At 53.6% G+C, this 13,614-nt stretch carries 9 protein-coding genes; all 9 read right to left on the reverse strand.

Going from position 1 to position 13,614, the window contains the following annotated elements; translation table 11 throughout:
* Nucleotides 1-201: 201 nt before the first annotated feature.
* The 9 genes from R70723_RS22925 to R70723_RS22970 all read right to left on the reverse strand — a co-directional run bounded on the left by R70723_RS22925 (nucleotide 202) and on the right by R70723_RS22970 (nucleotide 13,409).
* Nucleotides 202-876, reverse strand: coding sequence for an HAD family hydrolase (locus tag R70723_RS22925; RefSeq protein ID WP_039875694.1), 675 nt, complete (start codon nucleotides 874-876; stop codon nucleotides 202-204).
* A 187-nt stretch (nucleotides 877-1,063) separates the two neighbouring features.
* A complete protein-coding gene (locus tag R70723_RS32285) occupies nucleotides 1,064-4,387 on the reverse strand; it encodes a 3-keto-alpha-glucoside-1,2-lyase-like domain-containing protein (RefSeq protein WP_063837772.1) in 3,324 nt (1,107 codons plus the stop codon).
* A 910-nt stretch (nucleotides 4,388-5,297) separates the two neighbouring features.
* On the reverse strand, nucleotides 5,298-6,296 hold the full coding sequence (locus tag R70723_RS22940; protein WP_039875698.1) for an SGNH/GDSL hydrolase family protein: 999 nt from the start codon (nucleotides 6,294-6,296) through the stop codon (nucleotides 5,298-5,300).
* Nucleotides 6,293-7,678 (reverse strand): FAD-dependent oxidoreductase, encoded by a 1,386-nt coding sequence (locus R70723_RS22945; RefSeq protein WP_039875699.1) that lies wholly within the window; start codon nucleotides 7,676-7,678, stop codon nucleotides 6,293-6,295. Before R70723_RS22945 ends, R70723_RS22940 begins: the two co-directional genes overlap by 4 nt.
* Nucleotides 7,679-7,723: 45 nt before the next feature.
* The gene (locus tag R70723_RS22950) at nucleotides 7,724-8,734 is read right to left on the reverse strand and encodes a glycoside hydrolase family 130 protein (RefSeq protein ID WP_039875700.1); all 1,011 of its coding nucleotides are present in this window, start codon (nucleotides 8,732-8,734) and stop codon (nucleotides 7,724-7,726) included.
* A 31-nt stretch (nucleotides 8,735-8,765) separates the two neighbouring features.
* Nucleotides 8,766-9,668: a carbohydrate ABC transporter permease gene (locus tag R70723_RS22955; RefSeq protein WP_039875702.1), complete on the reverse strand. Its 903-nt coding sequence runs from the start codon at nucleotides 9,666-9,668 to the stop codon at nucleotides 8,766-8,768.
* A gap of 19 nt (nucleotides 9,669-9,687) precedes the next feature.
* Nucleotides 9,688-10,587 (reverse strand): carbohydrate ABC transporter permease, encoded by a 900-nt coding sequence (locus R70723_RS22960; protein ID WP_039875704.1) that lies wholly within the window; start codon nucleotides 10,585-10,587, stop codon nucleotides 9,688-9,690.
* A 71-nt stretch (nucleotides 10,588-10,658) separates the two neighbouring features.
* The gene (locus R70723_RS22965; protein ID WP_039875707.1) at nucleotides 10,659-12,071 is read right to left on the reverse strand and encodes an ABC transporter substrate-binding protein; all 1,413 of its coding nucleotides are present in this window, start codon (nucleotides 12,069-12,071) and stop codon (nucleotides 10,659-10,661) included.
* 105 nt (nucleotides 12,072-12,176) lie between these two features.
* Nucleotides 12,177-13,409, reverse strand: a complete 1,233-nt coding sequence (locus R70723_RS22970) for a glycoside hydrolase family 130 protein (protein WP_039875709.1) — start codon at nucleotides 13,407-13,409, stop codon at nucleotides 12,177-12,179.
* Between the last annotated feature and the right edge of the window lie 205 nt (nucleotides 13,410-13,614).

Here is a 13,614-nt window from a genome sequence, read left to right on the forward strand (position 1 = left end):
ATAGCTTTTCTTAACTATACAAAACACCAGTTTAATCCCTACATACACGAACGACATGAATTTTCTTTAAAAACGAAATTAGAAGCTCTTCTCAATTTATAACTTAGCAATATTAATTTGTTGAACATTGGACTATCCTGCCCGTTACTTTAATGAAAAAAAGCAGCTGCCAACCGGCAAACTGCTCCATGCTATTTTCAACTAACGCTTCCCGTTAGAGCGTAATGCATATTGAGTCAATTCCTCCAAATCATTAATAATTGCGTCTGCATCAACTTCTGATAAAAATTGTTTATTTCGTTTCCATACTGCTTTAATACCTACATCGCGACTCGCTCTTATATCGTTTTCCGGGTGGTCACCTACAAACAGTGCGTCTTCTGCTCTCACTCCCAGCTTTGACAGAGCTCGAATGAAAATCTCTGGGTTTGGCTTTCGAAGTCCTTCCCATTCAGATATCAATACCTCGTCGAATAAATGACTAATACCCAGTGCTTTAAAATTATCATACTGGAACTGTCCATAACCATTAGAGATTAGCGCTAACTTTACTCCGTTGTTCTTTAATTGAGTAAGCATAGTTATCATATTAGGAAAACCTATGCAATGCCTTTGAAAACTAATTAAATAATCACCTAGAAGCTCTGTCCACTCTATATCCTGAATGGAGAATTCATCAATAAGCTGCTGGTAAACCTTATCTTTCCAAACATATCCGTGATTATCAAGCTCGATAAACCGCCGTACAAAAATGTCTTTCTCAACTAATTGAAGCTGTGAAAACCGATCGTACTGGTCGCGAACAAAAAAGACAAGCGAGGCATCACGGTTCAATAACGTACCATCTAAATCAAAGAGCACCGCTTTAATATCCATGTCTTCAGCCCTCTCAGCATTAGAATACCTCGACGTGATCGGCTGCTTCCGTGATCTCATTGGGTTAACGTTTCCCGTTAACGGAGTTGTTATATAAAAGAAACCAAGAGGGCTGAGTTCTCTAACCACGACATCGGATTGTTCTTCAAAAAACTCCAAAGCAGCAGGCAAATCGGTAACTGTTAAACTATCTTCTCCACACGGCCGGATAATACCTTTCTTCGCCGATGACGGTCGGTTCACTGTTCTGATTGTAGCCTTCCGCCATCAATATCACCGTCTGCTCTGCCACCGTAGTGCTTGGATTTACGTTGAGGCTGTTGCCCTCCGCGTTGGCCGGCGCATAGACATTGAGGGTCACCGTCAAGGGTCCGCTGGCCGTTTTGATGCCTGCAGTGAGTACATCATCAAAAGCCGCATCAACAGAGGTGGTTCTAAAACCGATTTTTCCGGCTGTTAATTCGGTAACAGGATTGGTCCACTCCACTTTACGCTCCCCGTCGGCATACCCTTTTATTGTGTTCCCCTGAACGATGACCTTCAGCGTATACCATTGCTTCGCAACCGCCGCGAACGGCGTGCTGGACACATTGGTCAAAACGCCGTCCACCGCTTTGAACAGCTCCAGCTTCTGGTTCGCTCCATTCACGCGGTACATATAATAATTGTTGGAGTCCTTCAGCCTGAAAACTAGGCCGGCATTGGCATTGGTAATCGGAATTCTGACCTTGGCTTCATAAGCATAATCCTCCCATGCATCATCGCCGGCTGTAATGAGGCCTGTCGTGTTCGCCTTCTGGACCAGCGGCTTCGTTTCTTCAGCCGTTGCTGCCGACCATGTGCCGGAGGAGACGGCCCATAACGGTGTAACTCCGCCTTCAAAATCCTCGCTGAACAGGACGGCATCCCGATCCGCATCTACCGGGGTGTCATCCTTGTCGATGACATCAATCGTAAAGCTCTTTTCCACATAGAGACCGCCCGAGTCCGTGGCCCTTACGCGGATGGTATAGCTGTTCTTGGTTTCGTAGTCCGGGGAAGTACGAAGGAACAGCGTATTCCCCAGCACCGCGATGGAAAAGCTGCCGTTGTCGGTATCACCTGCTCCCGGAACCAGCGCATAGGAAAAGGTTTCTCCGGCATCCGGATCAGCTGCGCTTAGCGTTCCCACCATGCTTCCCGCTGTCGTATTTTCCGCTATGCTGTCCTGCGAGAGCACAATGTCTGTCGGCGCTTCATTGACTGCGGAAACAACGGCGTCGTCGAACAGAATTTTGGCCGAGGTTGTCCGGAAGCCAATGCCTCCCGAAGTTAACTCGTTTACGCTATTTGTCCATTCCGTCTTTAATTGGCCGTCCACATATCCTTTAACCGCGTTCCCTTTCACAACCACCTTTACAGTGTACCACTGCTTGGCAGGGGTGAAATCAACACTGTTCAGAACAGAGGACAATGTTCCGTCTACGGATTTAAACAGCTCCAGCTTTTTGCTCTTGGCATTGATCCGGTACATATAGAAATTTTTGTTGTCCTTCACCCTGAAGAGAAGCCCTGCGTTCTCCTCTCCGTTGATAAATGGAAGGTACAGCTTCGCCTCATAGGTATAATCCGTCCATGGGGCACTATCATTAACCGTAATGAGATAAGTCGTAGTCTGGCTTCCGGTAGCCAGAACCTGGTTTCCGGCTTCTTCCTTAACCGACCAGGTACCCGCCGCCGCTGTCCAGCCCGTGTGATTGCCGTCTTCAAAATGATCGCTGAAAAGAGAAGGGCTGGAATTGGCAATGACCACGCCGCTCACATTTTCATTTTTCACTGCCGCCTTCAGATCGCTCAGGCTTGTTGCCAGCTTGCCCTTCACATAAACATCCGTGAACGTCACTCCGTTCACCATTCCGCCCCGGACGACATTCCCCTGGATCGGAGACTCGCCTCCCGTTTCGCGGACATTGATGTTTTTGAGCACGACATTGCTTACATCGCCGGCTGTGCTGGTGGAAATCCGGAGCCAGTAATTCCCAAATTGGTTGATGCCGACCCGCTCGATATCAATATTTTCAAATGTAACGTCCTTGGCCCAGCCTTCCACCGGAAGCGGGTTTTCCGTATAAGCATGATCTACCAGCAGCGCCCGGGCACTCTGATACACATATGAATTGCGGATGGTAACGCCGACCTGCGGCGTGCATATGCCCATCCCCAGCTTGAAGGCTGCACAGCGGGTCCAGGCCAGACAGTCGTCAAAGACCACGTTGCTCAGGCTCTCAATGGCTCCCGGCCAGTCTTTGGACATCCCCTTCTGCGGCCACGTTTTAGTGGAAAACGTATCGTCGTCTGAAATGGCAATGGCATGCTTCACCAGCACGTTCTGGCTCTCGTTGATATCAATGGCGTCATCCTCAAGTACATGCAAGTCCTGGAAGCCCTTATAATTCGTAATCCTCACATTGTCGGAACGGACCACGAGGAACGCCCAGAACCCGCCATCCCGCAAGGTCAAGCCGTCAAACGTAAAATGGCTGGTTGCGATGGGAACGACCAGATTATTGATAAAGCCTTCCCCTTTTTTGTGGGTCGGCGGCGGATCGGTCATTTTCCGCTTCCGCATCTCGATCCCTTTCCCGTCGATGGTTCCGCGTCCGCGCATGGTGATATTCTCGGAATTTACGGCCGTGCGGATAAAATAAGTTCCGTCCGAGATAGAATCCTTCCGGAAGTCATTCCGGTAATCCTCACCCCTGCCTGTGCCGACAATGACGGCGCCTCCCGCCAGATAGAAGGTGACATTGCTTTTCAAGGTCAGGTTGCTGCTCTTGTAGACGCCGGCCGGGATATACACGATGCCGCCTCCGGCTTGATTGGCATCGTCAATGGCCTGCTGAATTGCATTCGACGTGATGGTCGTCCCGGAGCTGTCCGCGTTGTACGGCGCAGCGGTTACATTGTAAATTCCGGGACCTGTAGAGGCGGGAATATCCGTTTCGAGCGGATCGGCGGCGATGACAAGCCGTTTTCTCCGTTTTTCCGGGTCAGGCTCATCCGCCTTTTCATTGGGGGCTTGATTGATATCCACGATCACATAGGTTGAGGCAGAAAGGGTGAAGGTCAGTTTGTTTCCGTTGACTGTCCCCTGGATATTCTTGGCGAGCGGACTGATCGAATAATTGGTGATCGGCTGGTTCGCCGTAACCTCAAGGGTGACGGTTCCTGAAAATGAAAACTGCGCGTAATCATAGTCAGGCAAATATTTGATTACGGGGACTGCTTCTGAATCCGCTTTCAACGAAAAAATGGCGGATGCTTCATAAATGTCGGGCTTCGGATAGTTCTGAATGACTGCCGCCCCTTGCGCATTCTGCAGAGAAGCCGGGGATTCGGCTGCGCCTGCAGAATCTGTTGCCGTTAGCGAGTAGCTTGGATCGGCTTCGTCCGCCCCCGCTGTCTGCGGAATAAACCCGGTAAGCATGACGGCGAACGCTAATAAAAGAACCATTGCCTTTTTAATACGCATATTGGCCTCCTCAAAATAAATAATCTATATAGAACGTCATTAAGAGACTAACGAACCGTCTCCTGAAAGCGTTGAGCAGCGGATGGATCTCCCTTGCCAAAGCGCTAACCTTAGTCAGTCGGTTCGGAGCCAAATCAGTTTTAAGTGTAGTTTGTGCAATTAAAACAGGGGAATTTAGTCATTTTAAGAAGATAACTGTATTCTGTACATCTATTTTTCGCGAAAAAGCCGGTTCGGGGCGTTTTCGGCAAATATAAATGTATAGAGTGCAGTTAAAACCTGCTGCGAAGCTAATTAGCCTAGTTTAGTTGCAGAAAGTACAGTTATTTCAGCCCGTCTCATTCATGATGCCGTGCCATTACCTGCGAAACAGGGCAAGTGCATCACCCAGAAGAAGGAGAGGCGGACGCTGCCGCCTTTATTTAGTTTTACAGGATCTTCTCTCTGCTTCCCCCAGCAAAAAAATGGCTTTGATGTTGGACAACAGCCCGATTCATTACGCTACCGAGTTACAGCTGTTTCCCAAGGAGAATCCGTATTTGCAGCTCGGTTTTCTATCACCTTACAACCCAAACCGGAACCCTGCTGCTAAAGGACTTTAGCTGTGGAGGCGATAGATTATCTCCATGTGAGGTTATAAACGTAATTGCGGTTTATATAACCCTTACGCACGGGCACACCCGGTAGAACCTGACCCTTCCGGTACATCAGCTCCTTTCCTTCCTGCTTCTCCTTTTGGGCTCCGGGGATAGTAATCGCTTTCATTTTCCTTTGCACGGAGCTATTCATTTACTATAATGCCTGTCCAAAAAGAAAAGAGCGGGGTAAGCCCACTCTCCAGGGATAAAAATATACTGTTCTGAAATTCTGCGGATCGTTCGGGGCGCAAAGCAACCGGTGCTGGTCCCCGTTACTTATCTGCGGAGCGGTATACGCCCTCCAAAAGCCCCGGGAAGCGCCTGCCCATCAGCTTGTACCCATCGGCTCCGGGATGCAGACCGTCCGTAAGGAAGGCCTCCTCCTCCGCCCCGAGCCAATCCAGCCCGTCCCGGCAGTAAAGATAGCGGTCGCCCCGCTCCCGCAGCAGCTTCACTGTCTCGCGGATGGCTTCGCGCATCATCGGCAGAGTGAAGCCCAGCGGATTGAGCTCTGTTTCACGGATGGTGCCATAGACCGGAGTAATGACAAGCAGCGGAGTTTCCTTATGTCCGTCGCGGATGGTCTCCAGCAGTCCGATCAGCAGCGGCTTGAACATACGCGGGCTTAAGGTGGCTGCGCCGTAGATGTTCACCCCCGCACAAATGGAGATGAAATCAGCCGGCAGATCGCGGATCAGCCGCCCGATCATCGGCTCCATATGGCAGTTGCCGGAGAAGCCGAGGCTGGTCAGGTTGAAGCCGCAGGCCTCGGCTGCAATGGCAGGCCAGGTACGCGAAGGGCTGGATGCCGCGACGCATTGCGTAATGGAGCTGCCGTAGGTGACCCAGCGGGGCCGGCCGTCCGGCAGCGGGACGCCGAATGCACCGGCACTGATCCGCAGACCGGTGACAGTCATGCCCGTATTCTGCGGGAGCCAGATTTCTAAATCCTTGGTCCCGCCGGGCAATCCGCCGAAATGCGCTTCAGTCGCGCCGGCCGGCAGATGGAGCGTCCAGAGGAGCGCTCCTCCAGCCACGCAATCCATCGCGGCCTCCTCTGCAAGCGGCGCGAACGAAACCGCAACCTCCGCGGAATCCGTACGCAGCCGCAGGCGGACACCGGCGCAGATTTCCGCTTTCCCCTCGATCCCCCCGGGCGGATACAGCCCGTAATCCGGGAAAGGAATCCGCCAAGGCTTAATTCCGCCTTCAAGGTGCTCCAGCGAAACGGCGCCGTGAAACCATGCGTCCGTTAGAGAAAGCAGCCTCACGGCGTGTTCCCTTCCTTCTCCTTCTCCTTCTCGGCGGGTACCCGATCTTCACCCAGCCACACATCCTGCTCCAGCAGCCGCCGCTGAAGCTCAGCAACGGCTATGCCCCGTGAGCCGGTGCTGCCTTGCAGCGCAAGCACAGCCGCCGTGCCGGCTGCCTGGCCCATAGAGAAGCAGTTGGGCATAACCCGCAGAGAGCCCTGAACCGCCCGGTCCGAGGACACGGAGCGTCCGGCCACCCACAGGTTGTCGATGCCGACCGGCAGCATGATCCGGTAAGGCACGCCATGCGAAACTCCCGGAGGCAGATGGTTAAAGGTCATATCGCTTTTGCTGTTGGCGAGATGGATGTCAATATAATAGGCATTGCGGGCAATGTCGTCGGGGAAGGAACGGGCTGTAATGAAATCATCCACGGTCAGGATATAATCCCCTTCAATGCGGCGGGTCTCCCGGATGCCGAGCTGCTCTCCGCTCGCCACCATATGGGCGTGCTCAAAGCCCGGTACATACTTGCGGAAGAACTGCAGCTGGCGCTCCGCCGTGCGGCGCCCTTCAATCGCCCCGCGCGTCAGATCCTCGGCAAGGGTTCCGTCGATACCAAACACATGGCCGAAGTTGACCCCTACGAGATAGTCGCTCACCCAGGCAAGGCCGGAAATCGACTTACGGCCCTCCGGCAGCGCTCCTTCGGAAATCGCCAGCTCCACTGTTGTGTGCAGCTGGCCCGTATCTCCGCTCTCCTCCAGGAAACGGCTGAACTTCGGGCGGTCGACATTTGCCAGCAGGTAGCACATGCTGCCGGGCTGAAGCTCGCCCTCCTCTCCGCCCTTCTGGAAAGGAACGCCTGCCAGCGCGGCGATGTCTCCATCTCCGGTACAATCAATAATATACCGGCAGGAGATGAAGGAGCGTCCGGTTTTGTTGACGACAATGACGCCCTCAACCGTCTTGCGGTCCGGGGACAGCACCACATCGTAGACAAAAGTATGGTATAGCGGCGTCACACCGCTTTCCAGAACGGCATTGTCATAGACCCGTTTCAGCACCTCCGGATCAATCGGTACCCAATCCAGCATATCCTGATATTCCTTGCGGAAAGCAGGGTCGCAAGCCTCCTTCATCTGCTCCATCAGCTGAAGGCCAAGGCCGCGGACAATCGGCTTCTGTTTATCCGTAAAGGGGCAGAAGGCGGGGACGAGCGCAACCGTGCCCATGCCGCCGAGAAATCCCCTTTGCTCCACCAGCATAGTTGTGGCTCCCCCCCGCGCAGCGGCAATGGCTGCGGCGATGCCGGAAGCCCCGCCGCCGATAACCAGCACATCCACCTCGCGGGTAACCGGAATGACGGCGGAAGGCAGTGTAATATATCCGTTATTCATAGAAACCTCTCCAATCTATATAGGTTTACCTTTCCCTACGGCTAATTACTTGACCACGCCTTCAAGACAAAGACGCAGCAGATCGTCCACATGCGCAGTAGCCAGGCATTCCACCGTATCTGCGGCTCCGTAGTAGATTTTGACTTCCCCGGAATCCTCCAGAATCATGCCCCCCGGAAAAATAACGTCATTGCGGAAGCCTCCGCTGGTCTCATAAGCAGCCTCCGGGGCAAGCAGAGGCGCAGCCGCCCGGCCGATAATCCGGCTGGGATCTTCGAGATCCAGCAGCATAATCCCGGTGGTATAACGCTTCTTCCAGCTGTCCTCCCAGCCGTTCTTGCCGCGGCTGCGATCCAGGTCCACGGCGTGGAATAAGGTCAGCCAGCCTTTGTCCGTCTTGACGGGCGGGGCACCCGGGCCTACCTTGTCATTGGCATAGGCCACATCCTCCACCGCCAGCAGCAGCCTGGAGTTCCCCCAGTATTTCAGGTCCGGGGAGTCGCTCATCCACATGTCGAAGCGGTCTTTGCCGCCCCGGCTGTATACAGGCATGGGACGCTCCAGACGCACATAACGGCCTCCGATTGTCTCCGGGAACAGGACCATATTACGGTTGTCCGGCAGCGACAGGCTCAGCACCTCGAAGGAGCGGAAATCCTCCGTTACGGCAATGCCGCCGCGCAGTCCGTGCTTCGTATCGACCGCAAAGCACATGTAGCATTGCTCGCCGATTACCGTCAGCCGCGGGTCATACACGCGGATAACCTCCTCGTCATGCCAGGACCAGCAGGGCTGCGGCTGAACCTCCCACTTGATTCCGTCTTCACTGAAGGCCAGCCCGAGATTGGTTGTATGGTGAGGGGCAACAATCCCCTTGCGTTCATCGCCATAGTCATTGCGGAAAACCATCACATATTTGCCTTTGAATTTGGCGACCCCGGCGTTGAAGACCATCGCGGGACCGTAAGGCACATTGCCCGGCGACAGAATCGGGTTCGCAGGATGCCGGGTGATTACCGGACTGGAGAATAAAGGTCCAACTGTTAAATCGCTCATATCATAATGCTCCTTGTATATGGAATTGAATCTAACCTTTGACTGAGCCCGCCGTTACTTGGATAAACGTCTTGTTGGCCAAAATATAAGCGAGCAGCATCGGCAGGATCGACAGGCAGGCCCCCGCCATCATCAGATGGATCTGCATGGCCGCGGAAGAGCCGTAGCGGAGGTTGGCCAGACCGACGGTCAGCGTCTGCAGCTGCGGATTGGTCATTGTGAACACCAGCGGCAGGATATATTCGTTCCACGCATGGCGGAAGGCGAACAATCCGGCCACGCCCAGTCCCGGCGTCAAGAGCGGCAAAATAATGCGGAAGAACGTACGGATAAAGCCGGAGCCGTCCACCATAGCTGCTTCGTCCAGCTCCCTGGGAATAGCCTTGAAAAAGCCCTGCAGCATGAAAAACGTGCTGGAATGGGCACTGATCAGAATCAGGATGACACCCCATAGCGAGGTGTTCAGATGCAGCGCGACCATCAGGTCAAACTGCGGGCGCAGCACGATGGCGCCGACGGAAATGAACATCATTGAAGCCTGGACCGTCACGTATAGGGATTTGCCGGGAAAATCGCGCCTGTCGACCACATAAGCCGCCATAGCCGCGACCAGCAGGGTGCCTGCCGTAACCATAATGCTGACAAAAGCGCTGTTCCAGGTATAGCGCGCGAAGTTGGCCTGCTTCCAGGCTTCCGCGTAGTTGGAGAATTGCAGCTTGGCCGGCAGCAGACTGCCGCCGGTCATCATTTCGGCGCCGGTCTTGAGGGAGCCGGATAGCGTCATAAAAAGGGGGAACAGGGTCAGTACCGCCGTCGCCAATAAAAACAGCCACATGAGCGTACGGGCCACAATCCTGCCTGCATGGCCCGGAACCGGGCGGGCCGTGATGTTCCCGCGCCTGTCCGGCTGTTGGGATAACACTTGCTCGTTCATTGCTGGACCTCCCATGCGTTTAATATACCTTGCTCATTTTACGGCTCAGGAAGAAGTACAGGCCGGTGATGCCGCCGACGATAATGGCGCTTGCGAAGCCTACAGCACTGCCGTATCCAAGCTGCTGCACAACTGGCGATCCGGTGGATACCGGGAACAAAAGTTTGTACAGATAGAGGTACATGACCTCGGTTTTGCCGATCGGTCCGCCTTCCGTGATGACCATGATGCTCTCATAGCCCTTCAAGGAAGCGATAATCGCCAGCATAATGACCATCTGGGCTACCGGAGCCAGCATGGGAAGCGTGATATTCCAGAACCGCCTTCCGGCGTTCGCGCCGTCGATGGCCGCGCTCTCGTACAGATCCTGCGGAATGCTCTGCAGTCCGGCCAGGAACAGCAGCATATAGTTGCCGACCGCACCCCATACCGCGACCAGAATGACGGTGAGCATCGCATGCTTTGGACCGAGCCAGTCAATCGGCTGGGAGACCAGATGCAGCTTCATCAAAAGTGTGTTAACCATCCCGTTATAGGAATTAAAGATGTTATAAAAAACAACCGATATGACTGCGGTACTGATGACCGTCGGCATGAAATAGATCCCCCGCAGCAGATTTCCGCCGCGCAGCCGGCCGTTCAGGATGACTGCCAGCAGCAGGGACAAGGGCAGTGTCAGCAGCAGCTTCCCGCCGGCAAAGATAAAGGTGTTACCTACCGACTCCCAGAACAATTCATCGCGCAGCAGACGGCTGAAGTTGTCCAGGCCAACGAACAGCGCCTCGCCGTAGCCGGCATAATCATAGAACATATAGCGCAGCATCCAGATCAGGGGATAGATGCCCAGGGTTGCCGTTAAAATGATGCTTGGGATCAAAAAAAGAGTATTCTCCCCCAGCCGTTTCCACTTAAATTCCATCTTTCGTTCCTCCTTCGGGGAAAGAAAAGGGGCGGCCGCCAGGAAGTGCGCGGCAGTCCCATCTTTACCTGTTATTCTCCCTGAGGTTTGCTCGGGTCAAAGGCGGCATTCGGTGTTACGGTTACTTCGCCTTTCTCCACAGCCTTGGACAATGCGTCATTGTATCTGGTGTTCAAATCCGTCGTGATGGCTTGTGCATCCCCGCCGCTAAGCATGTACTTGAAGAATGCGTCGGCATAATTAGTGCCCTCCGGAGTAACGGTCGGCGAAGCCGGCCAGAGCGAGTCGTGTTCACCGACCAGGAAACCTTCCATACCCTTGATGTCCGGGTTTTGAGCTTGCTCCACAATATGTGGCACTACGGCGATGCCGAAGCCTTTTTCATGGTAGGTCTTCAGAACATCGTCGCCGTACATATACTCCATGAACTTCCAGGCTGCATCCTGATGCGCCGATTTGGCGCTGATACCGAGCCAGGTACCGGCGGATACAATTTCGGAGGTTCCTTTGATTTGACCGTCCAGCGTAGGGGCCAGTGCGCCCGCCCAGTTGATTTCCGTCGGGAATTGGTCCTTGTACACACCCGGTTCCGTCGAGAAGGAAAGGTACATGCCGATTTTGCCGGCCGCAAATTGGGCGCGCAGCGGATCAATGTCGAGCGTCTCCGCACCGGGAAGGATACTGCGGTCCTCATACATTTGCTTGAAATATTCAATAACCTGCGAATATGGCGCAAAGTCAAATTGTCCGGTCTTCATGTCAAAACCAAGCCCCTGATAGCCGCTCAGGGAGAGAATCTCCCGGATGGAACGGTCAAATGCCGATTTCGGGCTCTTGAAGTTCAATGCAAAGCCGTAAATGCCCTCGGATTTGCCGGCTTCGGTGATTTTTTTGGCGTCATCAACCATTTCCTGCAGCGAGGCGGGAGGGCTCTCAATGCCCGCTTTGGCGAAGAGGTCCTTGTTGTAAACCAGACGCAGGGTCAGGCCGGTATTGGCCAGCGAGTACAGCTTGCCGTCAAAACGGTTCACATTGTCAAGCTGCAGACTGCCGAATTTTGTTTTTATATCCTCGCTAAGATAGCCGTCGATCGGAGCAAGGTAGCCTTTTTTGACAAATTCGGAGGCGTTGCCGCTCTTCAGGCGAAGCACATCAGGCGCCTGGTTGCTGGAGAATGCAATATCAACGCTCTGCGCATAGTTCTCGGACATGACCGTCAGCTCTACCTGGATGTTTTCGCCGTTGGTTTCATTGAACTTATTGATCAGTTCCTTGATATACTCCTGGTCATGACGGTCGTCAGTCCAGTATTTAAGCTGTATAGGCTCGCCTGTCGCCGTGTTGCCGCCAGCATCGGCCGATGGAGCTGCTGTGCCAGGCGCTTCTGTTGCCGCACTGCTGTTGCCGCTGTTGTTGCCGCCGCAGCCTGCGATTCCCGCTGCCAGCATGATGCTCAGCCCGAGACCCAACCATTTTTTTTGCATACCTTCTACCCCTTTAATTAACGTTTGTATTGTGAGCTCGTTTTTATTATAGGCCCTGGTCCATGGAAAAGGAGTGCGGCAGACTCACTGTTCAGGGACAGAATCCTATGGTCTGCCGGTCCGTCTTCCATCCTCGCCATATTCCCGGATAAAAGCCACCAGTTCGTTAAAATTGACCCAGGAAATGCCGACCTTCTGATCGGCCGCCCCATACGACATGATCAGCTCTTCACCCAGGACGATTCCTCCGGTCGTAAACAGGCAGGGTGTAGGGTAGTCCTGCGGCATTTCCCACTCCCGCTCCGCGAACATCAGACGTTCAGAGCAGCGGTGAACAACCGCCGGGAAGTCGTCTTCCTGTTCCCGGACGATCATAAAGGATTGCGTGTACCCAACCTGCGCATCTTGCTTCGCATGGTACGATACCAGCCATTCCTTGTTCCCCAGGGAAATTGGCGGCCAGCTCGCACCGATGCGGTTCTCCTCCCAATCAAACACCGGCTGGGCCAGCAGCCTATGGGTGGCTTTGGATGAGGCAAAATCCTCCAGCGATTCGGCCGCCGCCAAATAGATGGAGGGCTTTCCGGCCTGCTCTCCCCCTTCAAAGGGCAGGACATTCATCGGGCGGTGCAGCATGAGATACTGCTGTTTGCCGGCAATCATCATTTTTTCGGGAAAGAAGAACACATCACGGTTGTCACTGACATGGCCTTCGGTAAGCGGGCCTACATACTGGAATGCGCTTTCATACTCCCTTTGCTTCAATTTGTCCAAATCCAGCCTGTAGAGAACGCTGACCGTATCGTTGGAACGGGCTGTCTTAATGAACGGGTCCTTACCGTCTCCTTCAAATATCCAATCCGGCACATATTCAAAGCGTGTCTGAACGGGGGGATGCTGGCTGCTGAGCCAATAGGGACCCGGGGGAAATGCGCGGCAGGCCACCGTTACATACAATTCATCCTCCAGATAAAAAATACGCGGGTCCTCCACGCAGCCGTTGGCGTAATTCCGCACTTTTTTTCCATGGATATCCGTAATGTACAGCTCGTGCTCTTCATACCCCAGTGCAGGAGCCAGGGCGGGCCGAGTAAAGTCTGCATCCCAGGTTTCCCCCCCGTCGGTGCTTTTGGCGTAACCCAGAAAAATCGGATAGGGATCATGGCAGCCTTCCCTTCGTTTTTGCGGCCACGGGCCCGTCGCCCGGAAAAGCATATGGATGTCGCCGGAGTCTGGGTCTTTGACAATGGCAGGGTTCAACACCATCTTGTCGGCCCAGTCACAGCCCGGGACAGGCTCAAGGGCCGGCTTGCTCAAATAGCGGAATTGGGGTTTCATAGTTCCTCCTAATTTAGATCATGGTATGGGATTAACGCGCTTGTCGGCGTCGTTCGGAAATCACCTTATCATAAGCCGATTCTGATTTCAAAAGCCTTTTCCCATAAAAACGGCATTCCAGAAAAACAGTAAGATTCATCAATTGAAAAAGGAAGATGCATCATTCTATAAGCACCGCTGAACGGTTTATAATCGTTTTTGCAGA

The sequence above is a fragment of the Paenibacillus sp. FSL R7-0273 genome (genome assembly GCF_000758625.1).
GTDB lineage: Bacteria > Bacillota > Bacilli > Paenibacillales > Paenibacillaceae > Paenibacillus_AQ.